At 74.2% G+C, this 26,534-nt stretch carries 22 protein-coding genes; 19 read left to right on the top strand and 3 right to left on the bottom strand.

From position 1 onward, the window contains the following. Positions 1-10 precede the first annotated feature (10 nt). The 7 genes from ACZ62B_RS23375 (at position 11) to ACZ62B_RS23405 (ending at position 5,835) form a co-directional block, all read left to right on the top strand. A complete protein-coding gene (locus ACZ62B_RS23375) occupies positions 11-1,222 on the top strand; it encodes an MAB_1171c family putative transporter (RefSeq protein WP_344564667.1) in 1,212 nt (403 codons plus the stop codon). Further along, positions 1,212-2,618, top strand: a complete 1,407-nt coding sequence (locus tag ACZ62B_RS23380; RefSeq protein WP_468725024.1) for an FAD-dependent monooxygenase — start codon at positions 1,212-1,214, stop codon at positions 2,616-2,618. Before ACZ62B_RS23375 ends, ACZ62B_RS23380 begins: the two co-directional genes overlap by 11 nt. Positions 2,619-2,745: 127 nt before the next feature. Continuing rightward, positions 2,746-3,087: an ArsR/SmtB family transcription factor gene (locus ACZ62B_RS23385; RefSeq protein ID WP_344564663.1), complete on the top strand. Its 342-nt coding sequence runs from the start codon at positions 2,746-2,748 to the stop codon at positions 3,085-3,087. 2 nt (positions 3,088-3,089) lie between these two features. Then, a complete protein-coding gene (locus tag ACZ62B_RS23390) occupies positions 3,090-4,799 on the top strand; it encodes a SulP family inorganic anion transporter (protein WP_344565070.1) in 1,710 nt (569 codons plus the stop codon). After that, entirely contained in the window at positions 4,796-4,957 is a 162-nt protein-coding gene (locus tag ACZ62B_RS23395) for a hypothetical protein (RefSeq protein WP_344564659.1), read from the top strand. The genes ACZ62B_RS23390 and ACZ62B_RS23395 overlap by 4 nt, the downstream gene beginning before the upstream one ends. Next, entirely contained in the window at positions 4,954-5,379 is a 426-nt protein-coding gene (locus ACZ62B_RS23400; protein WP_344564657.1) for an ATP-binding protein, read from the top strand. Before ACZ62B_RS23395 ends, ACZ62B_RS23400 begins: the two co-directional genes overlap by 4 nt. Positions 5,380-5,481: 102 nt before the next feature. Then, on the top strand, positions 5,482-5,835 hold the full coding sequence (locus tag ACZ62B_RS23405) for a zinc ribbon domain-containing protein YjdM (protein WP_344565068.1): 354 nt from the start codon (positions 5,482-5,484) through the stop codon (positions 5,833-5,835). A 35-nt stretch (positions 5,836-5,870) separates the two neighbouring features. Here the strand turns inward: ACZ62B_RS23405 and ACZ62B_RS23410 are convergent, their stop codons facing one another. After that, a complete protein-coding gene (locus ACZ62B_RS23410; protein WP_344564655.1) occupies positions 5,871-6,725 on the bottom strand; it encodes an SMP-30/gluconolactonase/LRE family protein in 855 nt (284 codons plus the stop codon). Between the two features lie 182 nt (positions 6,726-6,907). Between ACZ62B_RS23410 and ACZ62B_RS23415 the strand changes: the two genes are divergently transcribed. Further along, positions 6,908-8,116 (top strand): RNA-guided endonuclease InsQ/TnpB family protein, encoded by a 1,209-nt coding sequence (locus ACZ62B_RS23415; protein WP_469691922.1) that lies wholly within the window; start codon positions 6,908-6,910, stop codon positions 8,114-8,116. 13 nt (positions 8,117-8,129) lie between these two features. Here the strand turns inward: ACZ62B_RS23415 and ACZ62B_RS23420 are convergent, their stop codons facing one another. Continuing rightward, the gene (locus ACZ62B_RS23420; RefSeq protein ID WP_344564651.1) at positions 8,130-8,903 is read right to left on the bottom strand and encodes an IclR family transcriptional regulator; all 774 of its coding nucleotides are present in this window, start codon (positions 8,901-8,903) and stop codon (positions 8,130-8,132) included. 192 nt (positions 8,904-9,095) lie between these two features. Continuing rightward, positions 9,096-9,968, bottom strand: a complete 873-nt coding sequence (locus tag ACZ62B_RS23425; RefSeq protein ID WP_344564649.1) for an ATP-grasp domain-containing protein — start codon at positions 9,966-9,968, stop codon at positions 9,096-9,098. A gap of 259 nt (positions 9,969-10,227) precedes the next feature. On the opposite strand from ACZ62B_RS23425, the gene ACZ62B_RS23430 reads away from it, so the two are divergent. The 11 genes from ACZ62B_RS23430 (at position 10,228) to ACZ62B_RS23480 (ending at position 26,425) form a co-directional block, all read left to right on the top strand. Then, positions 10,228-11,160, top strand: a complete 933-nt coding sequence (locus tag ACZ62B_RS23430) for an ATP-binding cassette domain-containing protein (protein ID WP_344564647.1) — start codon at positions 10,228-10,230, stop codon at positions 11,158-11,160. After that, positions 11,157-11,981, top strand: coding sequence for an ABC transporter permease (locus ACZ62B_RS23435; RefSeq protein ID WP_469691924.1), 825 nt, complete (start codon positions 11,157-11,159; stop codon positions 11,979-11,981). The genes ACZ62B_RS23430 and ACZ62B_RS23435 overlap by 4 nt, the downstream gene beginning before the upstream one ends. Before the next feature lie 46 nt (positions 11,982-12,027). Continuing rightward, positions 12,028-12,732: a response regulator transcription factor gene (locus ACZ62B_RS23440; protein WP_344564643.1), complete on the top strand. Its 705-nt coding sequence runs from the start codon at positions 12,028-12,030 to the stop codon at positions 12,730-12,732. Beyond that, positions 12,729-14,222 carry a sensor histidine kinase gene (locus ACZ62B_RS23445; RefSeq protein WP_469691926.1) on the top strand — a complete coding sequence of 498 codons (1,494 nt, stop codon included), beginning with the start codon at positions 12,729-12,731 and terminating at the stop codon, positions 14,220-14,222. The genes ACZ62B_RS23440 and ACZ62B_RS23445 overlap by 4 nt, the downstream gene beginning before the upstream one ends. 74 nt (positions 14,223-14,296) lie before the next feature. Further along, complete coding sequence (locus ACZ62B_RS23450; RefSeq protein ID WP_469691927.1) at positions 14,297-15,373, top strand: MerR family transcriptional regulator; 1,077 nt, start codon at positions 14,297-14,299, stop codon at positions 15,371-15,373. Positions 15,374-15,470: 97 nt separating this feature from the next. Then, entirely contained in the window at positions 15,471-16,952 is a 1,482-nt protein-coding gene (locus ACZ62B_RS23455) for an acyl-CoA synthetase (protein WP_469691929.1), read from the top strand. After that, positions 16,945-18,306, top strand: a complete 1,362-nt coding sequence (locus tag ACZ62B_RS23460) for a carboxyl transferase domain-containing protein (protein WP_468725811.1) — start codon at positions 16,945-16,947, stop codon at positions 18,304-18,306. Before ACZ62B_RS23455 ends, ACZ62B_RS23460 begins: the two co-directional genes overlap by 8 nt. A gap of 75 nt (positions 18,307-18,381) precedes the next feature. Then, a complete protein-coding gene (locus ACZ62B_RS23465) occupies positions 18,382-18,723 on the top strand; it encodes a CU044_2847 family protein (RefSeq protein ID WP_344564636.1) in 342 nt (113 codons plus the stop codon). Continuing rightward, positions 18,720-20,417, top strand: coding sequence for a VMAP-C domain-containing protein (locus ACZ62B_RS23470; RefSeq protein WP_469691931.1), 1,698 nt, complete (start codon positions 18,720-18,722; stop codon positions 20,415-20,417). The genes ACZ62B_RS23465 and ACZ62B_RS23470 overlap by 4 nt, the downstream gene beginning before the upstream one ends. A 31-nt stretch (positions 20,418-20,448) precedes the next feature. Beyond that, positions 20,449-21,513 (top strand): AAA family ATPase, encoded by a 1,065-nt coding sequence (locus ACZ62B_RS23475; RefSeq protein WP_344564628.1) that lies wholly within the window; start codon positions 20,449-20,451, stop codon positions 21,511-21,513. Beyond that, positions 21,503-26,425, top strand: a complete 4,923-nt coding sequence (locus ACZ62B_RS23480; RefSeq protein ID WP_469691933.1) for an SAV_2336 N-terminal domain-related protein — start codon at positions 21,503-21,505, stop codon at positions 26,423-26,425. The genes ACZ62B_RS23475 and ACZ62B_RS23480 overlap by 11 nt, the downstream gene beginning before the upstream one ends. Positions 26,426-26,534 lie beyond the last annotated feature (109 nt).

Genomic DNA, 26,534 nt, shown 5'->3' on the forward strand with positions numbered 1-26,534 from the left:
GCCGGCCGGTATGAGTCTCGTCGTCTACCTGGCGGCCCTCGTGTTCGGGATGACGTCCGTGCTGCTGTTCCGCCGCCCGCGCACGGCGGCCCTGCGCAACCCGCTGACGCTGTCCACCTGCGCCGCGGTCATCCTGGGCGCCCTGGTCTTCGTGTGCGCCGCCCCGGCCACCCTGGCCTGCGTCAACTCCCTCACCGGCGTCCCCAACTTCGGGGCCCCGCTGACCTACGGGATGCTCTCCGCGTACAGCTGCGCGGTGCTGGTGCTGCTGATCAACTGGCGGGGCGGGTCGCGCGAACGGGTGCGGCGCATGGTGCTGCGCAGTGTGGCCGCCTACGGGCTGCTGGTCGCCGCCATCGTCGTCCTGTTCGCGCTCGCCGAGGCGGACACCGAGCGGCTGACCGACCTCGACACGTACTACGCCAACACCCCGTTCATGCGGGAGATGATCCTGCTCTACCTGGTCGGGCACAGCGCGGCGATGCTGGTGATGTGCGCCGTCTGCGTCAAGTGGGGACGCGAGGTCGGCGGGCTGCTGCGGACCGGACTGCGGCTGATCCTCGTGGGGGCGCTGCTGGACGTGGTGGGCTTCCAGCTCACCAAGTACACGGCGGTGGTGGCCCGTTGGACGGGCCATGACCTGGACTTCCTGTCCACCACGGTCGCCCCGCCGATGGCCTCGCTGGCCGCGCTGCTGTGTTCGGCCGGGTTCGTGCTGCCGAGGCTGCTGCCGTCCGTCCTCGCGCAGTGGCGGGGGCTCGGCGACTACCGGCGGCTGGGCCCGCTGTGGTCGCTGGTGGGGCCGGCGTCGACCGCGCCCAAGCCGCAGGCCGCCTGGTGGCAGCTCCCGCAGGCGCGGCTGCAGTGGCGTGAGGTGTCGATCCACGACGCGCTGCTCGCGCTGGCACCGTACTTCGACCACCGGGTCCGCGAGCGGGTCCGGGACACCGCCCTGGACGCGGGCCGCTCCCCCCACGAGGCGCGGCTGGCGGCGGAGGCGGCCATGCTCGCCGACGCGGCACACCGGGCCGCCGCCCGCGAGGAACCTCCCGAGACCGCCGGAACGTACCGGCTGCACGCCACCGAGGTCTCCGGCACCGGTGGACTGGTGGAGCTGGCACAGGCGCTGCACCGCCCTCCGGCCGCACGCGCGGACGCGGGCGCGGCGCCGTCCTCCCCGACCGGAACCGTGACCGAACCCGAGGAGCCCCATGTCGCGTAGAGCTGTCGTCATCGGTGCCGGGCTGGCCGGCATGCTGGCCGCGGCGGTGCTGTGGAGCGCGGGAGCGGACGAGGTGATCGTCCTGGACCGCGACGAACTGCCGGACGGCCCGGAGCACCGCAAGGGGCTGCCGCAGGGGCGGCACGCGCATCTGCTGATGGCGGGCGGCCTGGACGCCATGGAGGAGCTGCTGCCGGGCGCGGGGCTGCGCGAGCGGCTGCTCGCCGCCGGGGCGCACGAGATCCCGCTCAGCTCGGGCGTGCTGGCGCTCACCCCCGAGGGCTGGCTGCGGCGGTGGCGGCGCGAGGGCCCGGCGATGGTGACGTGCAGCCGGGCGCTGGTGGACTGGGTGGTGCGCACGACCGTACGGGAGCAGGTGCCGGTGGAGGTCCGCAGGGCGGCGGTGGTGGGTCTCACGGGCTCCGCGGGGCGGGTGCGCGGGGTGCGGATCGCGGCGCCCGGCGGGGACACGGACCTGGAGGCGGACCTGGTCGTCGACGCGAGCGGACGCGGGACGCGGGTCACCGGCTGGCTGGACGGGCTCGGGCTGACCGGCGTGCGGGAACGGGCGGTGGACTCCGGGCTGGTCAACGCGTCGCGCGTGTACCGGGTGCCGGACGGGGCGGAACGCTTCCCGCTGACGGTCGTCCAGGCCAACCCGTACGTGTCCCGGCCGGCGCGGAGCGCGATGGTGATGCCGATCGAGGGGGGCCGCTGGCTGGTGAGCTGCGGCGGCTCGCGCGGCGGTGAGCCGCCGGCGGACCCGGCGGGGTTCCTGCGGTACACGCTCGAACTGCCGGACCCGATCGTGGGACGGCTGATCTCGGGCGCGGAACCGCTGTCCGACGTGCATCTGAGCCGGTCGACCAGCAATGTACGGCGGTATCTGGAGCGGATGCCGCGCTGGCCGGAGGGGTTCGTGGTCCTCGGGGACGCGCTCGCCACGTTCAACCCCGCGTACGGGCACGGGATGTCGGTGGCGGCGTTCGGGGCGCGGGTGCTGGGGCGCGAGCTGGGGCGGGCCGGTGGGTTCGGCGCGCCCGGGCTGGCGCGGCGGGTGGTGCGGGGGGCGGCGCGGGCGGCGGACGCGGCGTGGTCGATGGCCGTCAGCCAGGACGTGCTGTATCCGGACGTGCGGGGCGGGACGCCGCCGGGTGTCGGCGACCGGGTGATGACGGCGTACACGCGGCGGCTGACGAGGGCGGCGACGGGTTCTCACGCGGCGGCGTCGGTGATGTGGGACGTCAGCAGTCTGCGTACGCCGCCGACGCGGATGTTCCGGCCCTCGGCGATGCTGGCGGCCCTGGCCGGGTCCCCGCTGCCTCCGTCGGTGGAGCCTCCGCTGACTCCGGGCGAGCGGGAGGTTCTGCGGGGGCTCGACCGTACGGGGGTGTGAACCGAAGGGTTTTCGCCCCCGCCGCAGCCGGCACCACGGGCCCTCCACCGATCCACAAATTGCAGAATTCTTCAATTCACTACATGCTGTATTCGCTGGGTTCGCAGGTCGAAGGGAGTCCCCGGTCGTGCCGGTTCCGCTGTACCAGGCCAAGGCAGATTTCTTCCGGATGCTCGGGCATCCGGTCCGCATCCGCGTGCTGGAGTTGCTGCAGGCCGGTCCGATGCCGGTGCGGGACCTGCTCGCGGCGATCGAGGTGGAGCCCTCGGCGCTGTCCCAGCAGTTGGCGGTTCTGCGCCGCTCGGGCATCGTCACCTCGACCCGTCACGGCTCGACCGTGGTCTACGAGCTGGCGGGCGGGGACGTGGCGGAGCTGATGCGGGCCGCGCGGCGGATCCTGACCGAGATGCTGGCCGGGCAGAACGAACTCCTGGCGGAGCTGCGGGAAACCGAGGTCCCGACTTCGTGAGCATGCTCCTCGACCAGGTCACAGGCCGGGTGCGCGCTCTGCTGCCCGCCCGCGCCGACTTCGCCGTCATGGCCCACGACCCGCGCCGCGATCTGCTCGCCGGGCTGACCGTCGCCATTGTGGCTTTGCCGCTCGCGCTCGGCTTCGGTGTCTCCTCCGGACTCGGCGCCGAGGCGGGACTGGCCACCGCCGTGGTGGCCGGTGCGCTCGCGGCGCTGTTCGGCGGTTCCAACCTGCAGGTCTCCGGGCCGACCGGGGCGATGACGGTGGTGCTGGTGCCGATCGTCACCCAGTACGGGCCCGGCGGGGTACTGACGGTCGGGCTGATGGCAGGCGTCCTGCTGATCGCGCTGGCCCTGCTGAAGGCCGGCCGCTACATGCGCTACATCCCCGCCCCGGTGGTGGAGGGCTTCACCCTCGGCATCGCCTGCGTGATCGCCCTGCAACAGGTCCCGAACGCGCTGGGCGTGGCCAAGCCCGAGGGCGACAGAGTCCTGGTGGTGACCTGGCGGGCCGTCGAGGCGTTCGTGAGGACGCCGAACTGGACCGCCGTCACCCTCGCGCTCGCGGTGGCCGCCGTGATGCTGCTGGGGGCCCGGTGGCGGCCCACCGTCCCGTTCTCCATCGTCGCGGTCATCGGCGCGACCCTGGCGTCCGAGCTCTTCCACCTGGAGGCGGCCGCCCCGATCGGCGACCTGCCCTCCGGTCTGCCCGCCCCCTCCCTCGCCTTCCTCGATCCGTCCGCGCTCGGTTCACTGCTCGCCCCCGCCGTCGCGGTCGCCGCGCTGGCCGCTCTGGAGTCGCTCCTGTCCGCGACGGTCGCGGACGGCATGACGGTGGGCCAGAGACACGACCCGGACAAGGAGCTGTTCGGGCAGGGCGTCGCGAACCTGGCCGCCCCGCTCTTCGGCGGCGTCCCCGCGACGGCCGCGATCGCCCGTACCGCGGTCAACGTCCGCACCGGCGCGGGCTCGCGGCTGGCCTCCCTGACCCACGCCGCCGTGCTGGCCGCGATCGTGTTCGCCGCGGCCCCGCTGGTCTCCCGGATCCCCCTGGCCGCACTGGCGGGGGTGCTGCTGGCGACCGCGATCCGGATGGTGGAGGTCGGCGCGCTGCTCGCGCTGGCCCGCGCCACCCGCTCGGACGCGATCGTGCTGGTCCTGACGGCCGTCGCCACGCTGGCCCTGGATCTCGTCTACGCCGTGATCATCGGCCTGGCCGTCGCAGGCGCCCTGGCGCTGCGGGCGGTCGCGAACCAGGCCCGGATGGATCAGGTGGACTTCAAGGCCGACCTTCCCGGCGAGCACGGTGAGGAGGAGCACGCGCTGCTGGCCGAACACATCGTCGCGTACCGGATCGACGGCCCGCTGTTCTTCGCCGGCGCCCACCGCTTCCTGCTGGAGCTCTCCGACGTGGCCGATGTGCGGGTGGTGATCCTGCGGATGTCGCGGATCACCACGATGGACGCGACCGGCGCCCTGGTCCTCAAGGACGCGGTCCAAAAGCTGAACCGGCGCGGCATCGCGGTGCTGGCCTCCGGGATACGCCCCGGCCAGCGCCACGCCCTGCGGTCCGTCGGCGCACTGGACCTGCTCCAGTCGGAGGGCCGCGAGTACGCCAGCACCCCAGAGGCCATCGCCGGGGCCCGCGCCCACCTGCAACGGGCCGGTCTCCTGCCCGCCGCCCCCGTCGTCGAAGAGGCTTCCCGTTGACCACTCCCTTCCCTCACCTGACCGAGGCACCCGGCAGCGAGGCGATGTGCCTGCTCGAAGGCGCCACCCGGGAAAGCCCGGAGCATGACCGGCGGGAGACTTCCGTGATTCCCGTGATTGCCGTGGTCCGTCCGGCCCGCGCCGAGGCCGTCCGGTGAGCGCCCGGCCGGGAGCCCTGCCCCTGCGGCACGTACTGACCCTGCCCGCGACAGGCCCGGCGGTCCGCGTCGCGCGTGAGACCACCGAGAGGGTCCTCGCCGAGTGGGGCACCAGCCGACGGCATCCCATGGTGGATCCGGCGCTGCTGATCCTGTCCGAGCTGGTGGCCAACAGCGTTCAGCACGCCGCCTGTCTGTCCCCGAACATCACCGTGATCTACGCGGCGGGCAAGGACACGTTCGCGTTCGCCGTCCACGACCGCCACCCCTACCGGCCGGCCCTGTTCGCCGCGGTGACGGGAGCGGGCGGCGGCGGACTGGGCACCGTCATGGAACTGACCCTGGGGGCCGGCGGCACCGCCGTCGTCCGCGGCGACGCGGACGGCAGGGGCAAGAGCATCTGGATCACCCTCCCCCTGTGAACGGGCGAGCACGCCGTGGCGGCATGAAGCCCGGCGCACCTGACGCACCTGACGCACCTGACGCACACGATGAAGCAAGGCAAGGGAAAGACCATGAGTGATGTGACCGAGACGCTGCCGCCGTGCCCCGAGTGCTCCGGCGAATACACCTACGAGATGGGCGCGCTCCTGGTCTGCCCCGAGTGCGGCCATGAGTGGTCGCCCGCGGCCGCGGAACCTACGGGCGGCACCGAAGGCGGGGTGATCCGGGACGCGGTGGGCAACGTACTCGCCGACGGCGACACGGTGACGGTGGTCAAGACCTTGAAGGTCAAGGGCAGCCCGTCCGGGATCAAGGCCGGCACCAAGGTGCGCAACATCCGCCTCGTGGACGGGGTGGACGGCCACGACATCGACTGCAGGATCGACGGGTTCGGTCCCATGCAGCTCAAGTCCGGCGTGGTCAAGAAGTCCTGACCGAGCGGCCCGGGGGCAGGTGCCCCCGGGCCGGGTCAGCCGGCGAACGGAGGCTGGGGCACCCCCTTGCCCGCCCCGGGCACCACCAGCAGCGAGCCCGCCAAGGGGTGCGGGGCCGTCAGGCCCACTCGGGCCGTGGTGATGTAGAGGTCCGTCAGGTCGGAACCACCGAAGGCACAGGCCGTGACGAGGGGAACGGGAAGGGGAATCACCCGGTCCAGCTCCCCGGACGGGGTGTAACGGCGCACCGCGCCCCCGCCCCACAGGGCGACCCAGACGCAGCCGTCCGCGTCCACGCACAGCCCGTCGGGAAACCCGGCCCCGTCCTCGATCGCGACCAGCGAGCGGCGGTTCGCGATCCTGCCGTCCGCCTCACCGACGTCGAAGACGTCGATACGCCGCGTCGGCGAGTCGATGTAGTACATCAGCCGCCCGTCCGGGCTCCACCCGGTGCCGTTGCTCACCGCCACGTCGTCCAGGAGGACCTTGACCGTGCCGTCGCCACCGACCCGGGACAGCGTGCCGCCGCACGGCGCCTCGTCGTAGCGCATGGTGCCCGCGAAGAGGCTGCCGTCGGGGGCGACGGCGGCGTCGTTGGCGCGGCGGCCGGGGACGACCTCGCGGTGCAGCCAGCGGAAGGTGCCGTCGGGGTCGAGCAGGCCGATGCCGTCCCGCAGGTTGAGGACGAGTCCGCCGCCCGCGCGGGGCTTGACCGCACCCACGTGCTGGTCGGTGCGGCGGACCGTGCGCCGGCCGGTGGCCGGGTCGTAGGTGTGGACGCGGGAGCCGAGGATGTCGATCCACAGCAGGCGGCCGGTGGCCGGGTCCCAGGTGGGGCCCTCGCCCAGGGCCGCCTCCGCGCGGACGGCGACGTCGTAGATGTGTGTCATCAGAACTCCTTCATGGTTACCCCGGCCTTCAGGCCAGGGCGGGGGCACCTCCCGCTTGCGGGGGCGAGACGAAGCTCCTGCAGAGCAAAGCAGGGCAGGCCGAATCACCGCCAAGGCGATTCGGCGTCTGCGACCACTGGCAAACATCTGCCGTTCACATGCAAATTGATAGAATGTGAGGCGTGACGCATCAGGTCAAGCGGGCTTCCAAGTACCGCTTTTATCCCACGGGCGAGCAGGCAGCTGAGCTGTCCCGCACGTTCGGCTGCGTCCGCCTCGTCTACAACAAGGCGCTGGAGGAGCGTACGCGGGCTTGGTACGGCGAGCAGCGTCGTGTCTCTTATGTGCAGTCATCCGCCGCGCTGACGGAGTGGAAGAAGACCGAGGAACTAGCCTTCCTCAACGAGGTGTCCTCCGTCCCGCTCCAACAGGCGCTTCGCCATCTTCAGACAGCGTTCGGGAACTTCTTCGCCAAGCGGTCGAAGTACCCGCGGTACAAGTCGCGGAAGAAGTCCCGCGCGTCGGCCGAGTACACCCGCAGCGCCTTCAAGTGGCGTAACGGACAGCTCACGCTGGCGAAGACGGCGGAGCCCCTGGACATCCGCTGGTCCCGTCCCCTTCCCGAAGGGGCGGAGCCGACGACAGTGACCGTGTCCCGCGACCGTGCGGGCCGCTGGTTCGTGTCCTTGCTGTGCGAGGACACCATCACTCCCGCGCCCGCCACCACGGCGGCCGTCGGCATCGACGCCGGGATCACCTCCCTGGTGACCCTGTCCACCGGAGAGAAGGTCACCAACCCCAAGCACGAGCGCCGTGGCCGCACCCGCCTCGCGAAGGCTCAGCGGGAGCTGTCGCGCAAGGCGAAGGGCTCGGCGAACCGGGAGAAAGCCCGCCACAAGGTCGCCCGCGTCCACGCCCGGATCACCGACCGCCGTCGCGACTTCCTGCACAAACTCACCACTCGGCTCGTCCGTGAGAACCAAACGGTCGTGATCGAGGACCTCACCGTCCGCAACCTGCTGAAGAACGGCAGGCTCGCCCGCGCCATCTCCGACGCGGCCTGGACAGACCTGCGCATGATGCTGGAGTACAAGTGCGTCTGGTACGGGCGCGAACTCGTCGTGATCGACCGCTTCTTCCCCTCCAGCAAGCTGTGCGGGAATTGCGGAACGGTCCGCGAGAAGCTGCCGCTGAACGTCCGCGAGTGGACGTGCGACTGCGGCGCGGTGCATGACCGCGACGTGAACGCGGCGCGTAACATCCTGGCCGCCGGGCTGGCGGCATCTGCCTGTGGAGACGGTGTAAGACCTCAACGGGAGCCCTCCCGGACGGGGCGGTCGTCGGTGAAGCAGGAAACCCAGCGGGCGACCGCTGGAATCCCCCGCCTTTAGGCGGGGGAGGAAGTCAAGCCACGCTCCGGTAGCCCAGCCGCTCGGACAGTTCGGCGGCGCCCTTCGCGGCGAGCTGCTCCAGCTCGCCGAGCCGCTCGTCGCTCCAGCGGATCATCGGTACGGAGATGGACAGCGCGGCGACCACCTGCCCCGTACGGTCGCGCACCGGGGCGGCGACGCAGGAGACGTCCGGGTTGGACTCGCGGCTCTCCACGGCGACGCCCCGGGCGCGGATCTCCGCGAGGGTCTCGCGCAGGACGGCCACGTCGGTGATGCTGTTGGGGGTCATCGCGGACAGCTCGGCGTCGTCGGGGACGCGCGCGGCGAGTTCGTGCTCGGGAAGGGAGGCCAGCAGCATCTTGCCGACGGAGGTGCAGTGGGCGGGCAGTCTGCGGCCGGCCGCCGACACCATCCGCACCGCGTGGGTGGAGTCCACCTTGGCGATGTAGATGACGTCGGTGTCCTCCAGGATCGCCACGTGCACCGTCTCGTCGCAGGTCTCGGCGACCGAGCGGGCGACCTGCTGGCCCTCGGCGGCGAGGTCGAGGTGTTCGGCGTAGCGGGCGCCGAGCTGGTACGGGCGTACGCCGAGCCGGTAGCGTCCGGGCTGGCCCGCCACCGGGACGATGTACTTCCGGGCGGCGAGCGTGGTCACCAGCTCGTGCACGGTGGTGCGCGGCAACTGCAGCCTGCGCACGATGTCGGGGGCGGAGAGCGTCCCGTCCCCGTCGAGGAAGAGCTCGAGAATGTCGAGAGCCCGGGTCACGGCTGGTACGAGGCGTCCCACGACCGGCCCCCTCCCTATGTGTCTCAGGCGCCTGCGGTCGTTCGAGATTTCAACAGGCGATCGGAATGGCGAACACACAGGCTAGCCATACAGGGCGACCCGGGCAATGGGACGGCCGCCCCCACCGTCGTACGCGGGTGTCCACGGAGGGCCGGGCGGAGTTCACGTGAGGATTGCCGCAGCGTGCGGCGGTCAGCGGACCGCCGCCTTGAGGATCTCCTCCACGACGCGCGGCACCGACTCCGGGTGCAGCCACAGGAACAGGTTCGGTTCGACCAGTTCCAGCTCCATCACGCGGGGCCGGCCGTCCTCCCCGTCCACGAGGTCGACCCGTGCGTACAGCAGTTCGGGCCTGCCCGGCACGGAGGCCAACGCCTTTCTGGCGACAGCGGCCTCTTCGAGGGTCGGGGTCCAGTCGGTCAGCCCGGGGTGGGCCACCTTGCGCCGGTCGTAGGGCGTGCCGGGGGCGAGGACGGGCCCCTTGCGGCTCACGTGCAGCAGGTTCCCGCCGAAGTACTGCAGCGCCCGCTCGCCGGTGGTGTCGATGCCGCGCAGATAGGGCTGCACCATCGCGGTGAACCCCTCGGCGTGCATGCGCCGCAGGTGCCGTACGGCCGTGTCGTGCTCGTCGGGGGTGTAGCGGGCGGCGAACCGGGCGCCGGCGCCGGAGGTGGGCTTGACGACGTACTCGTGGCCGTCCGGGAGGTCGAGCGGATCGCCCGCCGCGATGTACCGGGTGTCCACCACCGGCACCCCGGCGGCGGCGAGTTCCCCGAGGTACCGCTTGTCGGTGTTCCAGCGCACCACGTCCGCCGGATTGGCCAGCCGGGTGAGCGTGCCGCACCGCTCGGCCCACGCGGTGAACTCCGCCGACCGCCAGCTGTAGTCCCAGGTGGAGCGGATCACGACGAGGTCGAAGCGGGCCCAGTCGACGGCGTCGTCGTCCCACACCTCGGCGGACGCCTCGGCCCCGGCCTCCTCCAGCGCCCGCACCAGCCCCGGCAGATCCCGGTCCTCGGAGACGTCGGGGCCGGGCCGGCAGGTCACGAGCGCGATACGGGGCACGACGACTCACTCCTCGTCCGAACAGCTGATCGACGAGCAGGCTAACAGTTCCGATTCTGAGTGTTCCGTGTGAACTCCCGTCCGCCTCCGACCGGTCGGACTCCCGTGACCTGGGGTTTTCCCACGGTTCGGGTTCAGGCTTCCCATCGGGCGTTCAGGATCGCGCAGACCGGCCCAGACGCCCCGGTCACGGTGGGTGGTGCGCGGCGCCACGACGGCGCGCACCACCACGCACACACCCATCGGCCCTGGAGTCGCCGTGATCGAAGTCCGCGGACTCACCAAGCGCTACGGCGAGGTCCTCGCCGTCGACGATCTGACGTTCGCCGTCCGTCCGGGGGAGGTGACCGGGTTCCTCGGCCCCAACGGTGCCGGGAAGTCGACCACGCTCCGGATGGTCCTGGGCCTGGACGCCGCCACCTCCGGTACCGCCACCGTCGGCGGACGTCCGTACGTCGCCCAGCCGGCGCCCCTCAGGGCGGTCGGCGCGCTGCTGGACGCGGGCGCGGTGCTGCCGAGCCGCACGGCGCGGCACCATCTGCTGGCCCTCGCGGCCGGCAACGGCATCCCGCGCCGGCGCGTGTCCGAGGTGCTGGCGGAGGTGGGTCTCGAGGCGGTCGCCCACCGCAGGGCCGGTACCTTCTCCCTCGGCATGCGGCAGCGGCTCGGCATCGCGGGGGCGTTGCTGGGCGATCCCCCGGTGCTCGTCTTCGACGAGCCGCTCAACGGCCTCGACCCGGAGGGAATCGTCTGGATCCGCGGTCTCATGCGGCGGATGGCGGCCGAGGGCCGCGCGGTGCTGATGTCCAGTCACCTGATGAGCGAGATGGAGCTCACCGCCGGCCATCTCATCGTGATCGGCCGCGGACGGCTGATCGCGGACACCGCCATGAAGGAGTTCATCGGCGCGTACTCCGGCCGGGAGGTCGTGGTGCGCACTCCGCGGGCGGCGGCGCTGCGGCGGATGCTGTCCGCGGCGGTCCGGGTGCGCGAGGACGGCGTGGACGGGCTGGTGGTGACCGGCCTCGAGGCGGCCGAGATCGGCGCGCTGGCCGCGGCGGGCGGGGTGGAGCTGCACGAGCTGGCGCCCCGGCAGGCGTCCCTGGAGCAGGCCTTCATGGACCTGACGCGTGATGCCGTCGAGTACCACACGGAGGACGCACTCGCACAGGAGAGGGAGACGGTTCGATGAGCGCGAGCGCCGTGGGCGTCCGGAGGGGGGCGGCAGCGGGCCGGGCGGGGTTCCCGCACTGTCTGCACGCCGAGTGGATCAAGATCCGTACGATGCGGTCGACCCTCTGCATCGTCCTGGGCACCCTGGCCTTCTGCATCGGGCTGGCCGTGCTGAACGGCACGTCCGCCGGCGGCGGGTACGCGGACCTGAGCGCCGCCGACCGCGCCTCCTTCGACCCGCTGGCGACCAGTCTGCGCGGCTATCTGCTGGCCCAGATCGCTCTCGGCCTGCTGGGCGGTCTGGTCATCACCTCCGAGTACGGCGCCCGCACGATCGTCGGCACGCTGACCGCCGTACCGAGGCGGACCCGCGTGCTGGCCGCCAAGGCCGCGGTGCTGGTCGCGGTCGCGCTTCCGGTGGGACTGCTGGTCTCCCTGGGCGGGTTCCTCGTCGGGCAGGCGGCACTGGCGGGGGCCGGCGCCCCGCATCTCGCCCTGTCCGATCCGGGTGCGCCGCGCGGCATCTGGGGCGGGGCGCTGTATCTGACGCTGGCCGCGCTGTTCGGGCTGGCGATCGGCACGGTGATCCGCAGTACGACGGCGACGGTGACGACCCTGTTCGGCGTGCTGCTGATCGTGCAGGCGTTCGCTCCGGCGCTGCCCGGGGCGTTCGGTGACTGGATGACGAAGTACTGGCCGCCCATGGCCGGCGGGCAGATCATCACCGGCCACCGTGATCCGGCGCTGCTGGGTCCCTGGCCCGGGCTCGCCGTCATGGCGGCCTGTGTGGCGGCCCTGCTCGCCGTGGCGTTCGTCGTCTTCCGCGAGCGGGACGCGTAGGAGCCTGGACACTGGAAGCCGGCGAACAGGCGGGAGCGTGGAGGGGATGACGGGATCCGAGCGGCTGCTGGTGGTGGAGGACGAGCCGACGCTGCGCGAACTGCTGTCCGCGAGCCTGCGGCTGGCCGGGTTCGCCGTGGTCCCGGTGGAGACCGGCGCGCAGGCGCTGGCGGCGGTGCGGGAGCGGCGCCCCGATCTGATCGTGCTGGACGTGATGCTGCCCGACTTCGACGGCTTCGAGGTGGTCCGGCGGCTGCGCGAGCAGCGCTCCTCCGCGCCGCCGGGACATCCGCCGGTGCTGTTCCTCACCGCCCGTGACGCGCCCGAGGACCGGATCGGCGGGCTCCGGGCGGGCGGTGACGACTATCTGACCAAGCCGTTCAACCTCGAGGAGCTGGTGCTGCGCATCCGGGCCATCCTGCGCCGCACCAGCGGACGCCCGGTGGACGGGCGGCTGGTCGTCGGCACGCTGGAGCTCGACCCCGACAGCCACCAGGTGACCCGGGGCGGGCACCCCGTGCAGCTCTCGCCGACCGAGTTCAGCCTGCTGCGGGTGCTGATGGAGAACGCCGGACGGGTACTGTCCAAGGCCCAGCTGCTGGAGCTGGTCTGGCACTACGACTTCGGCGGGGACGACAGCATCGTCGCCTCCTACATCAGCTATCTGCGCCGCAAGGTGGACCAGGAGGACCCGAAACTCATCCACACGGTGCGCGGCACCGGGTACGTGCTGCGCAGGCCCCGGCGGTGAGGAGGACGCGGACGGGCCGGCTGCGCGGCCGCGTCTCGCTGCGCGTCCGGCTGCTGGCGATCTCTCTGGTACTGCTGGTGGTGGCCCTGCTCGGGGGCAGCGCCCTCGTCGTCACCCTGCTGCAACGGGACCTGGTCGAGCAGGTGGACGAACGGCTCCGTACCGCCGCCACGATCACCTCGCGCTTCAGCGACCTGGCCGACGTGGCCGGTGACCGGACACCGCAGGTGCGGCGGAGCGTGGAGCAGCAGCTGGCCGGTGACGTCCATGTCGTCTACGTGGACCCGGCCGGCCGGGTGCGGCGGGTGGTCCGGCCCGCCGCGGGCAGCGCCCCCGCCCTGCCCGGCCTGGACGCGGCCGAGGTCGGCGCACGCGACGGACGGGCCTTCGAGGTTCCGGCACGGGACGGCGGCACGGCCTGGCGGGCGATCGCCCTGCCGCTCGACGGCCCGGACGGACAGGAGGCCGACGAGGGGAGCGTCGTGGTCGCCGGCTCGCTCGCCCAGGTCGACGCGACGATCCGGCAGCTCGGCACCCGGGTGCTGGTGATCGACTCCCTCGTGCTGGTGCTGCTCGGCGCGGCCGGGTGGTTCGCGGTGGGGGTCGGGCTGCGCCCTCTGCGCCGGATCGAGACCACCGCGGTGGCCATCGCGGACGGCGATCTGTCCAGCCGTGTGCCCGCGCTGGCCGGCTCCCGCACCGAGCTCGGCCGGCTGGCCGGGGTGCTCAACGGCATGCTGGACCGGATCGAGGAGGGCGACGCCGCACGGGCCGCCGCCGCGGAACGGATGCGCCGCTTCCTGGCGGACGCCAGCCATGAGCTGCGTACCCCGCTGTTCGGCATCAAGGGGTTCACGGAGCTGTACCGGATGGGCGGCATGCCCGAACGCGCCGACGTCGATGCCGCGATGGGCCGCGTCGAGGGGGAGGCGGGGCGGCTGATCCGGCTGGTCGAGGACCTGCTGCTGCTCGCCCGGCTCGACGAGCCCGGGTCCGCGGCGGACCTCCCCCTGCGTCTCACCCCCATGGACCTGCGCACCCTGGCCGCCGACGCCCTGCACGACCTGCGCGCGCTCGATCCCGGGCGGCCCGTCACCCTCACCGGGCCCGGCGGCGGCCCGCCGGGAGGCGCGCCGGTGCTCGGCGACGAGGCGAAGCTGCGCCAGGTGACGTCCAACCTCGTCGGCAACGCGGTCGCCCACACCCCGGCCGGCACGCCGGTCCGCATCGGGGTCGGCACGCACGACGGGCTGGCCGTCCTGGAACTCCACGACGAGGGCCCGGGCCTGTCCGCCGACCAGGCCGCCCGGGCCTTCGACCGGTTCTACCGCGCCGACGCCGCCCGTGGCCGTACCGGGGACGGGGGCGCGGGCCTCGGCCTCGCGATCGTCAGGTCCCTGGTGACGGCCCACCACGGGCGGGTGGAACTCCGTACGGCCCCGGGCGAGGGCGCCACGTTCCGCGTCCTCCTCCCCCCGCACCACGGATGACCACGCTTGACCTTCACCTTCGGGGAAGCCCCAGCATCGGTGGCGGAACGCAGAGACGTGGAACGGAGAGGCGGATGGACATGCTGACGATCGGCGCGTTCGCGAAGGCGTGCCGGCTGTCCCCGAAGGCGCTGCGCCTGTACGACGAGCTGGACCTGCTGCGACCCGCCCGGGTGGACCCCGACACGGGTTACCGCTACTACGCGGCCGCGCAGTTGGAGCGGGCCCGGCTGGTGGCGTGGCTGCGGCGGGTGGGCATGCCGCTGGCCGGCATCCGTCACGTGTGCTCCCTCGACCCCGGCGCCGCCGCCGTGGAGATCCGGGCGTACTGGGCCCGGGTGGAGGCGGAGACGGCCGCACGGCGGGACCTCGCCGCGTTCCTGGTCGATCACCTGACGGAAGAGTCGAGAAGGGACACCACCGTGAACAGCACGCTGGAGCTGCGCTACTGCGCCCACTCCGACCGGGGCCGCGTCCGCCCCGTCAACCAGGACACGGCGTACGCCGGTGCCCGGCTGCTGGCCGTGGCCGACGGTTTCGGTCCGGCGGGCGCGCCGGCGAGCAGCGCGGCGGTGGAGGCGCTGCGGTTCCTGGACACGCGGGAGACACCGGCGGGCGGAGTGCTGAACCTGCTGGAGGACGCGGTGCGGGGTGCGGCGCGGGCGGTGCGGGACGCGGCGGACGGAACGGAGGAGGCGGGCACCACGCTGACCGCCCTGCTCTGGACGGGCTCCCGCCTGGCCCTGGTCCACATCGGCGACTCCCGCGCGTATCTGCTCCGCGACGGCGAGCTGTTCCGCATCACCCACGACCACACGGTGGTCCAGTCGATGCTCGACGAGGGCCGCCTGACCCCGGAGGAGGCGGCCTCGCACCCCCAGCGCATGCTCCTCCTGAAGGCCCTCACCGGCACGGAGTCCACCACGTCCGCCCCCGATCTCCGACTCCACGACGCCCACCTGGGCGACCGCTATCTGCTGTGCTCCGACGGCCTCCCGACCGTCGTCGGCGACGACACGATCAGGCGGCTGCTGACCACCGCTCCGGCCCCGGACGAGGCGGTCCACACCCTGGTCACCGCGGCGAACGAGGCCGGCGGTCCGGACAACATCGCCTGCGTGGTCGCGGACGTGGTGGAAAAAGCGGCCTGATCCACGCGACGATCGGTCCTGTCCCGCCCCCGCGGCCTTCGAACGACAGCTGGTCGACGACAGCTGGTCGACGACAGCTGGTTAAGGAGTACGACGCGTGTCCTCTCTCTTCCCGGCCCTGACCGACGGTCCGGCCGACCGGCCCGCCCTGCGCTTCGGCGAGCGCTCACTGACGTACGGGGAACTCGCCTCGGCGGCCGGAGCGGTGGCCGGGGGTCTGACGGAGACGCGCCGGGTCGCCGTGTGGGCCACGCCGGCGCTGGAGACCGCGGTCGCGGTCACCGCGGCGCTGCTCGCCGGGGTGACCGTGGTGCCGCTCAACCCGAAGTCGGGAGGGAAGGAACTCGGCCACATCCTGACCGACAGCGCCCCGGAGCTGGTGCTCACCGCGCCCGGCGAAGAGCTCCCCGCTCCCCTGGGCGGCCTGCCCCGGCTCGATGTGGACCCGGCGGCGCGGGGTGCGCTCCCGGACGACCGGGAGCGGGACCCGGAGGACCCCGCCCTGATCGTCTACACCTCCGGCACCACCGGCCCGCCCAAGGGCGCCGTCATCCCGCGCCGCGCGATCGCCACCACCCTGGACGCCCTCGCCGACGCCTGGCGGTGGACCGGTGACGACGTGCTGGTGCACGGGCTGCCGCTGTTCCATGTGCACGGCCTCGTCCTCGGCACCCTCGGCCCGCTGCGGCGCGGCGGCTCCGTGCGCCACCTGGGCAGGTTCACCTCCGAGGGCGTGGCGCGCGAGCTGAGCGGCGGCGCGAGCATGCTGTTCGGCGTGCCGACGATGTACCACCGGCTCGCCGAGGCCCTGCCCGGCGACCCCGGGCTGGTGAAGGCGCTGGCCGGGGCGCGGCTGCTGGTGTCGGGTTCGGCCGCGCTGCCCGTGCACGACCACGAGCGGATCGCGGCGGCGACCGGGCGCCGGGTCGTCGAGCGGTACGGCATGACGGAGACCCTGATGCTGTGCTCGTCCCGGTGGACACCCCCGGACCCCCGGCCCGGCATCCGCGTGGACGGCGAGGCCCGCCCCGGCACGGTGGGCGTGCCGCTGCCGGGCGTGGAGCTGCGGCTGGTGGAGGAGGACGGGTCGCCGATCACGTCGTACGACGGTGAGACGGTCGGCGAGATCCAGGTGCGCGGGCCGAACCTGTTCACGGAGTACCTGAACCGGCCCGACGCGACGGCCGCCGCGTTCACGGCCGACGGCTGGTTCCGCACCGGGGACATGGCGGTGCGCGACGCCGACGGCCATGTCCGCATCGTCGGCCGCAAGGCCACCGACCTGATCAAGAGCGGGGGGTACAAGATCGGCGCGGGTGAGATCGAGAACGCGCTGCTGGAGCACCCGGGGGTGCGGGAGGCGGCGGTCACCGGGGAGCCGGACGCCGATCTGGGTGAGCGGATCGTGGCGTGGGTGGTGCCGGCGGATCCGCAGTCCCCGCCCGGCCTGGAGGAGCTGGCCGGTCATGTCGCCGGGCGCCTCGCCCCGCACAAGCGCCCGCGCGTGGTCCACCACCTCGACGCCCTGCCCCGCAACGACATGGGGAAGATCATGAAGCGGGCGCTGTCCCGTGGCTGACCGGCTGTCCGCGCGGGAGGTCGTCGCCCTCCTCACGGACGACTTCACCGAACTCGGCCACCCCACGAGGGAGTCGGCCCCCGACGGCCCGCTCGGCTGGCCCGGTTACGGTGCCGCCCGCGCCCGCGCCGCCGAGCGCACCGGCGAGCGGGAGTCCGTGGTCTGCGGCACCGCGGGCATCGAGGGCACCCGGGCGGTCGTCGTCGTCTTCGAGTTCGGCTTCCTCGGCGGCTCGCTCGGCGAGCGCACCGGCGACCGTCTGGTGGCGGCGTACGCCCATGCCCGCGCCCACCGGCTGCCGGTGGTGCCGCTGGTCGCCACCGGGGGCAGCAGGATGCAGGAGGGCATGCTCGCGCTCACCCAGCTCCAGCGGGTGGCGCGGGAGTCGGCGCTCACGCGGGAGGCCGGGCTGCCGCAGATCGCGGTGGTGCGGGACCCGACGACCGGCGGCGGGTGGGCCACCCTGGGCGCGGGCGCCGATGTGGTCCTCGCCCTGCCCGGCGCGCAGGTCGGCTTCGCCGGCTCACGGGTGCGGCCGGCGGACGCGGACCCGGCGGCGTACACGGCCGAGGCGCAGGTGGCGGCGGGCGCGGCGGACGCGCTGGTGCGGCCGGAGGAGCTGCGGGGCACGCTGGGCCGCTGGCTGCGGCTGCTGACCCGGCCCTCCGCCGCCCCGGTCCCGCCGCCGCCCGCGCTGGGCAGGGCGGACCTCCCGGCCACCGGCTGGGACGCCGTCCGCCGCGCCCGCTCCCCCGAACGCCCGCGCGCCACCGCCTACCTGGACGCCTGCCTCACCTCCCGCGTCACCGTCAGCGGCGACCGCTGCGGCGGCACGGACCCGGACGGCATGCTGTGCGGCTTCGGTGAGCGGGAGGGCCGCACGGTCGCCTACGCGGCGCAGACCGGGACGGCGACCCGGCCCGCCGGGTACCGCACCGCCGCCCGGCTGGTCCGGCTCGCGGACCGGCTCGGCATCCCGGTGCTGACGCTGGTGGACACGCCGGGCGCGGCGAACGACGCGGAGGCGGAGCGGCAGGGCGCGGGGGCCGCCATCGCCGACCTGTTCGGCGCCGTGGCCGCCGCCCGCACACCGGTCACCACGCTGGTCGTCGGCGAGGGCGGCTCCGGCGGCGCGCTGGCCCTGGCGGCCCCCGGCAACACCTGGGCCACCCCCGACAGTTACTTCTCGGTGATCGCCCCGGAACTCGCGGCGGCCATCCTCAAGCGGCCCCCGGAGGAGGTGGAGAGCACGGCGGACCGGCTCCGTCTGCGTCCGCAGGACCTGGTGGAGCTGGGGGTGGTCCGGGGAGTGGTGGGGGCGGCGGGCCGCACGGAGGGGCACTCGGCCGACTGACCCCGTGACACGTCAAGCACCGCGCGTAACATAGGAGTTCACCACAGTCGCACACCACGGGGGGCATGTCGCGCCATGGACGGGTTGACGCAGTTCACGACCGAAGGCGGCGCGACGGTCGTGGTGGAGGGCGTGGAGGACGAGTCCGGGGCCCGGCTCGTCTCGCGCGGCAACGGCCCGGCGCAGGCGGCGCGCACCTTCGAGGGCTCCCTGGAGGGCGTACGGGCGGCGGCCGAGTCCGCGCTGCGCGTGTTCCGCGACGGCTCCCTCAGACCGGACGCGGTGGAGCTGGAGTTCGGGGTGAAACTGACCGCGGAAGCCGGTGCCGTCATCGCCAAGGGCTCGGCGGAGGGGCATCTGGTCGTCAAGCTGAGCTGGACGCCCGAGCCGGACCACGAGGCCGCCGGCCGTCGATGAGCAGCGCTGCCTGGCACACCCGGATCGAGTGCGGGAACGCGGTCGGCGCGGGCTTCCTCGTCTCGGCGCGTCAGGTGCTCACCTGCGCCCACGTCATAGCGGCGAGCGGCACGTCGACGGTGTCCGTGAGCTTCCCCAACCGCGCCGAACTGGGCGTGGTCGCCGCGACGGTGGCGGTCCACGGCGGCTGGCGCGGTGGCGACACCGACCCCGGCGACGTGGCCGTGCTGGAGCTGGAGCGGGAGGTGCCGCTCGCCCCGGCCGTCTTCGCGCCGCCCGGCGCGGAGCGCGGCATCCCCTCGCCCGAGCTGGTCGCGTACGGCTTCCCCCGGGGCTACGACGAGGGCGCCCTCGCGCTGTACCGTGCGGTGCCCGGTCCGCTGATCGCCGGTGAATGGGTGCAGTTGGAGGCGGCCTCCGGACACGGACAGCCGCTGGCCGACGGATTCAGCGGGGCGGCGGTGACGCTGGCCGACGGCGCGGTGGTCGGCATGGTCACGGCCGTCGCGGGTGGCCGGGACGTGCGCGCGGGCCGCATGCTGCCCACCGAGGTCATGGCCCGCTACTGGAGCGGTCTGGGCGAGCTGGTGCCGACCCCGGGCCACACCCCGGACGAGCTGAGGGAGCTGTACGGCCTCGTGCGGCGGGCCGAGCGGGACGGGCGGACGCTCGACCACGACCGGCTGTACGTCGACGCCGTGGGTGCCTTCGGCCCCGCCCTGCCGAAGGGCGGGTTCGGCTCCCTGGCGTCGGCGGCGGCGTACGTGCAGTGGGAGGTGTCCGCGCCGGAGGCGGTGTCCCGGTTCGCCGCCCGGGTGCGGGAGCTGCTGGACGGCCCCGACGAGCGGGGCGGCCCGGGTGACGCGGCCCCGGACGGACCGCCCGGACGGGCCGCCGCCTGGTCGCCCATCGTCGTGGACATCGAGCACAGCGGGACCGGCCCCGACCAGGTCACCGTCGAGGTGTCCGCGTACCGCGACGGACGGCGCCGCCCCGTGGGCGCCCGCCGGCTGCCGTGGTCCGGGGTGCGGGCCTACGTCCAGGAGCACATCGACGAGGCCGTCGCCCAGCTCGTGCCGGGGGCCGAGGAGCTGCTCGCCTTCGTGCTGCCGCGCGGCCGGCTGAACGAGCCGGTGGCGCGCTGGGAGTGCGGCGCGGACGACCCCACCCCGCTCGGCTGCGCCTACCCGCTGGTGGTGGCGGACCGCGCCCGTCACCGCAGCAACCGGCTGCGCCACCAGCTCCACAAGAAGTGGCAGAAGCTGGACGGGGGTACGGCGGCGGCCGTGCACCGCATCGGGTGCGGCACGCCGGAGCGGCCGCAGAGCCTGCGCAAGCGGCTGTGGGACGACGGCGCGGACCTGATCGGCTTCGCCTCGTCCCCCGCGGCCGCGCGGCAGCACTTCGAGGTCGGTCTGACCGTCCCCGTCCCCGTGCTGCTGTGGTCCCGCACGGGCTGCCCGGAGGCCGGCCACGAGGGTCCCTGTTCGGGTGAGGCCTTCCTCGACGAGCTCACCGAGTCCGTCGCCGGTGTCCCGCCCGCCGACCTTCCGCACCACGTCCTGTCGTTACGCCTGACCGCGGACGCCGCCGACGAGGCGGACCGGCACTGGGCGAGGGACGTGCAGCTGCTGTGGGACGACCCGCGCTGCTTCCCCGGGACCGCCGCGCCCCTGCACTCCCCCGTCGCCTGATCCGCCCGCCGAGCCCCACGGAGAAGAGCCCATGCCCCTGTGGCCCGTCTACACCGGCACCGAGGAGCCGCACGACGGCATCACCCGGTTGCCGCCGCCCCCGCCCTGGCGGGCCTTCGACGGCCGTCCCGCGCTCGACCCGCCCGACGAGGACGCCGACGCCGCCGCCGTCTCCCCCGACCGCAGCCACCGCGCCGCGACCTACCGGGCGACCCCGCGGACGGTCCAGCTGGTCAACGCGGCCCTGTATCTGCGCCGCCCGCTGCTGGTCACCGGCCCGCCCGGCACCGGCAAGTCCTCGCTGGTCTACGCGGTCGCCCGCGAGCTGCGCCTCGGCCCGGTGCTGCGCTGGAACATCACCAGCCGCAGCACCCTGCACGACGGCCTCTACCAGTACGACCCGCTCTCCCGCCTGTACGCGGCCCGGCGGACGGCCGGACTCCCCGCCGAGCGGTACGACGGGGCACACGGCGGTTCCCCCGGTGCGGGAGCCGGCGACGAGTCGGGGGTGGAGAACCATCTGCGCCTCGGTCCCCTGGGCACCGCGCTCCTCCCCTACACCCGCCCCCGCGCCCTGCTCATCGACGAGATCGACAAGAGCGACCTCGACCTGCCCAACGACCTGCTGAACGTGCTGGAGGAGGGCCAGTACGAGATTCCCGAGCTGGTGCGCACCGCCCGGCACCGCCACCACGGGAGGGCGGAGGTGATGGTCGACGGCACCGGGGAACGGGTGCCGGTCGAGCACGGCCGCGTCCGCTGCCGGGCCTTCCCCTTCGTCGTCCTCACCAGCAACGGCGAACGCGAGTTCCCGCCCGCCTTCCTGCGCCGCTGCGTCACGCTGCGCCTGCGGCAGCCGGACGACCGGCAACTCGCCGACATCGTCCGCGCGCACCTCGGGGAGCCCGACGCGTACGCGCGGGGCCTGATCGAGCGCTTCCTGGCACGGGCGGGCGCCGGGGACCTGGCCACCGACCAGCTCCTCAACGCGATCTACCTGGCCGGCGCCTCCGGACTCGGCGCGGAGTCCCTCGACGACCTGGCGGAGCAGCTGATGCCGTACCTGGGGCAGACCCCGCAGGCCGATGCCTTCTGACCGGTCCACGGAGGGCTCCGGCTCTCCGGACGCCCTGGCCCGCCTGGCCGACGTACTGGCCGAGGCGGCCGGGGGCCCGCGCCCGGCCCCGCTGGAACTGGCCGAACTGCTGTGGCTGGCACGGGCCATGGACCGGGAACCCGGCACCGGCCCGCACCCGCCGTCGCCGGAGCCCGCCGTCCCCGAACGGCCCGCCGGGCCCGCGCCGTCCGTGCCTCCCCCGCCGCCTCCGCCCGCGTCCACGCCGCCCGCTCCTCCCTCCGGGCCTTCGCGCACCCCCCTCCATCTGCCGTCCCCCGCCCCCTCGCGCGACGTGCCGGGCGAACCCCACGCCGCCCTGCTGGCCCCGGCACCCCCGATGCTGCGCCGCCCCCTGGCACTGCAGCGGTCCCTGCGCCCGCTCAAACGCCGGGTGGACGCTCCCGTGGGCAGGGAACTGGACGAGAGGGCGACCGCCGACCGCATCGCCCGTCTCGGCGCCGCCCCCGACTGGTGGCTGCCCGTCATGCGGCCCGCCCGGGAACGCTGGCTGCGGCTGAACCTGGTGCACGACACCGGCCCCACGATGCCCGTGTGGCGCCCCCTGATCCGCGAACTGCACACGGCGTTCGCCCAGTCCGGCGTCTTCCGCACGGTGACCCCGCTGTCCGTCGGCCCCGACGGCACGGTGCGCGGTCCCGGCGCGCACGCCCCGGCCGACGGCCGCTGCGTCACCCTGGTGATCAGCGACTGCATGGGCCCGCAGTGGCGCCGGGGCCCCGCCGGCGACCTGTGGTACGGCGTCCTCCGCCGCTGGGCCCACCGCATGCCCCTGGCCGTCGTCCAGCCGCTCCCGGAACACCTGTGGCGGGACACGGCCCTGCTCACCGTCCCGGGCCGGCTCTCGGCCCCGCGCCCCGCCGCGCCCTCCGCGACGCTCACGTTCACGCCCTACGACGCCTACGGCCCTTCCGGCACCACGGGCCGGCACGCACCGGACGGGATGCTGCCGCTGCCCGTGCTGGAACCGGCTCCGGACTGGCTGGCGAACTGGGCCCGGCTGATCGCGGACCCGGGCGGCACGGGACACCCGGCGGCGGTGGCCGACCTGCGCCGGCCCTTCCCGGCGGACGTCGACGACCGCACGGACCTCGGCCTCCTCTCCCCCGAGGACCTGGTCCTCCGCTTCCGCGGCACCGCTTCCCCCGAGGCCTTCCGGCTGGCCGGTCATCTGGCCCTGAGCCGTCCCGACCTGCCGGTCATGCGTCTGGTGCAGGCCGCCACCGACCCGGACCCGCGCCCCCAGCACCTCGCCGAGGTGATCCTCAGCGGCATGCTCACCGCCGTCCCCGGGCCGCCCGGTTCCTACGCCTTCCGTCCCGGCGTACGGGAACTGCTGCTGCGCGGCCTGCCCCGCTCGGCCCGGCACGACACCACCGCCCTGCTGCACCGCGTCGGCGCCCTGATCGACGACCGGGCGGGCCGGGCACCGGGAGACTTCCGGGCGTCGGTGCCGGCCGGTTCCGGCACCGGGACCGGGACCGCCGTGGACGGCCAGGCGATCGCGACGATCGACACGGACAACGCACGACGGCTGGCCGGCGGGGACGTGACGGCGTCCGGCCTCGGCGGGCCCTCCGTCCCGCGTGTGGCGGGCGGCCGTTACCGGCTGGTGCGGCGGATCACGCCGACCGGGACGGTGTGGCAGGCCGAGGACAGGGAGGAGAACCGGACGGTCGCCCTGCGGCTGCACGGAAGGATCACCGACCCGACGCGGCGGGAGGCGTTCCGGCGCGACGCCCGCCTGCTGGGCGGGCTCGACCATCCGAACGTGGTGCGGGTCCACGCGGCCGGCCTCGACGGCGACGGCATCCCGTACGTCGTCATGGAGCAGTTGGAGGGCGTGGCCCTCAACTCCCTCGCCGCGCCCAACGGTTACCGTCTGCCCGCACCCTTGCTGGTGTCGGTCGGCGCCCAGCTCGCGCGGGCCCTCACCGCCGTACACATGGCGGGCCTGACGCACGGCGGGCTCGGTCTGTCCCGGGTGGTGCTGCTGCCCGACGGAACGGCGAAGCTCAGCCTCTTCGAACCCGGCCGGACCTCGGGCCCGGCGGGGCGGTCGGAGGACCTGAGGGCCCTGTGCGAGATGCTGCTGACGCTGGCGTGGGGTACCTCGCGGCTGACGGTTCCCATCGACCGGCGCAACCTGGGCCATCTTCCGCAGGACCTGCGGGAGACGTACGCGCGCGCGTTCGAACTGCTGATGTCTCCCTCCCCCGAGGCACAGACCCGGGGCAGGGACCTGCTCCTCGACCCGGAACTGCCGCACCGCGCCGAAGCGGCGTACGGGGAACGGCGCCACTACCGCGCCCTCGGCCCGTTCGGCGTCGAACTGGCCGGCCGCTCCCCCGCGCTGGGACCGCACGAACGCGCCGTGCTGGCCATGCTGCTGCTCAAGCACGGCCGTACCGTGACGCACGACGAGCTCAGGCGGGGCCTGTGGAACGCGCCCGACGAACCGGACGACGCCATGGCGGTCCTGGGCGCCACGGCGTCCCGGCTGCGCGACGCCCTGGGACCCGGCGTGCTGGCGACGCTCTCCCACGGCTTCGCCCTGCACACCAGCGCCGACCACGTGGACGTGGTGCACTGCGAGGACCTGGTCCGCCGGGCCGACGAGGCGCGCCGCCGGGACGACCTCGCGGGGGCGCACGCCCTGATCACCGAGGCGCTGGGGCTCTGGCACGGCGGCGATCCCCTCGCGGACGTCCCCGGCCCCGCCGCCCGGACCGCCCGCACCCGCCTGGTCCAGCTCCGCCTGAACCTCCACCGCCGGCGCGCGGAACTCGCCCTGGACCTCGGGGACCCGGCGCGCGCGTCGGCGAACCTGGAGGCCTTGGTACGCGCCCACCCCTCCCGCGAGGACTTCCGTCGCCTCCACCTCATCGCCCTGCGACGTCAGGGCCGGACCGAGGAGGCCCTGGCGGTGTACGAGGAGTACGAGCTGGCCGGCGGCCGGCACCCGGAGCTGCTGGCCCTGGGGCGCGAACTGCGCGAGGAACTCGGCGATCCGGCACAGGACGACCCCGCCTCCGGAACGCCGCCCGACGACCCGGCGTACGACCCGCTCACCGCACCCGACGAGCTGCCCGAGGGCACGTACCCCGCCTGGGACCCGACGACGTCCCCGCCCCCGGACCCGCTCGGTGACCCGCCCGAGCCCGCCGCCCCCGCCCCGGCGGACCACGCCACCGCCCACACCTGCTTCTTCTTCGACTGCGCGGACGATCCCGAGTCCGAGGACACGCTCACGGCCCTGGGGCGGGCGGTCACCCGGGTGCTGACGGCCGCCGGGGTGCCCTCCGAGGCGTACCGGTTCCTCGGGCGGGACGAGGGCTACACGGTGCTCGTCCCGCCGGGCGGCCCGACGGCGTTGCTGCTGAGCGCCGCGCTACGGGGGTTCCCGGACATGCTCAGGGAGGTGGGCGGGCCCCGGCTGATCGTGACCGTGTGGCGTATGTGGGACGAGGGACGGGCCGAACTGCCCGCCGAGAGGGCGGTCCGCGCGGTGCTGGACTCGTCCGAGGCGCACGGCGTGTTCGCCCTCGCGCCGTCCCTCCGGGAGGAACTGGCGACGGAACGGCACGTCACCGAGTCGCTCCGGCCCCTCGACGGCGACCGGACGGCGGGCTGGTACACCGCCGTCCCCCGCGACACCGACCCGCCGCCCCTGGTGCGGGGCCCCTTCCTCACGCCCGACGGCCACCTCCCGCCGTCGCGGGACGAGACGAGAACGGTCGTCTACACGCTTCCCGGCAGAGGGCTGGGCACCACCCGTGTGCCCGGTGCCGACCGCTACTACGAGGTCGACCTGGCCGAACACCGGACGGCGCTGGAGGTGACGGGGCCGGAGCTGCGGCACAGGTCCGTCGCCGTGGTCCGGGGCGAGGCCGTGTGGCGGGTGTCCGATCCGGTCACCCTGGTCGGGTACGGCCCGCACGACGTGGACGGCTTCCTCCGCCGGCATGTCGTGACCCGGCTGCGCGAGGTCGTCGAGCGCCTTCCGCCCGCCGGCCGGGGCCTCCTGCGCCGAGAACTCCTGAACCGGCTGGGAGCGGACGACGTGCCCGGCTGCACCGTCCGCTGGGACCTCCTGGTCAGCGCCCTCTCCGCCGCACGGGCGTCGCGCATCGCACGGCAGCCGGGGATCGGCCCCGGCGACGTGCTCATGGCCGCCGACGCCGTCGTCCTCGGTCTCGATGGCACGCTCACCAGGCTGTTCCACGACGGTCGTGCGGCCCAGGTGGTACAGGACCTGGCCCGTCTCGCCGTCGAGGAACGGGACCCCGGGGACGCGCTGTCGGGCAGGCCGCTGGTGCCGGGGGGCGGCCCCGTGGTCCCCGCCGGGAACGACGTCACCCCCGTCGAACTGCTCCGCGCGCTGGCCGGCAGCCCGCTGGTGGAGGAAGTGCGCGTGCACCTGGACCGCCACGAGACGAGAGCCGCCCGCACCGCCCGCCCCGAGCCCCTGGCCGTCGATCTGGTGCGCGCGCTGTCCGCCCGCCGCCTGCGCCTGGCCGTGGTCACCGATCACTCGGCCGGCGCGGCCGGGACCTTCCTGGACCGTGCGGGCATCACCCCGCACCTGACAGGCGGAGTGCACGGCCGTTCCGCCGACCTCTCCCGGCTGATGCCCCGCCCGGACGTCCTGCACCGCGCCCTCGACCGGCTCGGCACCGCACCGGCCCGCTGCGTGATGATCGGGTCGACCGCCGTCGAGAGCGCCGCCGCCGGGGCCGCGGGTGTGCCCTTCATCGGCTGCCGGCACACCGACGGCGTCCTCCGCCGGTCCGGTCCGGCGAGTCTCACCGTGCCGGGCCTGCGCCCCCTGCTCGAAGCGGTCCGCTCCCTGCCGCCGCGCGGTGACTCCTGACCCCGCCCCGTTCGGCGGTCCCCCACCCGGTCCCCCAGGAAAGGCGCCCGCCCCCGCCCGCCGCGCACGATGCCTGAGAGGTCCGCCGCCCGGCGGGCCGCTGGGTGCG

Source organism: Streptomyces sp. NPDC053426 (genome assembly GCF_055585405.1).

Coding starts and splice junctions, on each gene's coding strand:
- ACZ62B_RS23375 (WP_344564667.1), top strand. CDS start 11: ATGAGTCTCGTCGTCTACCTGGCGGCCCTCGTGTTCGGGATGACGTCC.
- ACZ62B_RS23380 (WP_468725024.1), top strand. CDS start 1,212: ATGTCGCGTAGAGCTGTCGTCATCGGTGCCGGGCTGGCCGGCATGCTG.
- ACZ62B_RS23390 (WP_344565070.1), top strand. CDS start 3,090: ATGCTCCTCGACCAGGTCACAGGCCGGGTGCGCGCTCTGCTGCCCGCC.
- ACZ62B_RS23410 (WP_344564655.1), bottom strand. CDS start 6,725: ATGACACACATCTACGACGTCGCCGTCCGCGCGGAGGCGGCCCTGGGC.
- ACZ62B_RS23435 (WP_469691924.1), top strand. CDS start 11,157: ATGAGCGCGAGCGCCGTGGGCGTCCGGAGGGGGGCGGCAGCGGGCCGG.
- ACZ62B_RS23440 (WP_344564643.1), top strand. CDS start 12,028: ATGACGGGATCCGAGCGGCTGCTGGTGGTGGAGGACGAGCCGACGCTG.
- ACZ62B_RS23450 (WP_469691927.1), top strand. CDS start 14,297: ATGGACATGCTGACGATCGGCGCGTTCGCGAAGGCGTGCCGGCTGTCC.
- ACZ62B_RS23465 (WP_344564636.1), top strand. CDS start 18,382: ATGGACGGGTTGACGCAGTTCACGACCGAAGGCGGCGCGACGGTCGTG.
- ACZ62B_RS23470 (WP_469691931.1), top strand. CDS start 18,720: ATGAGCAGCGCTGCCTGGCACACCCGGATCGAGTGCGGGAACGCGGTC.
- ACZ62B_RS23475 (WP_344564628.1), top strand. CDS start 20,449: ATGCCCCTGTGGCCCGTCTACACCGGCACCGAGGAGCCGCACGACGGC.
- ACZ62B_RS23480 (WP_469691933.1), top strand. CDS start 21,503: ATGCCTTCTGACCGGTCCACGGAGGGCTCCGGCTCTCCGGACGCCCTG.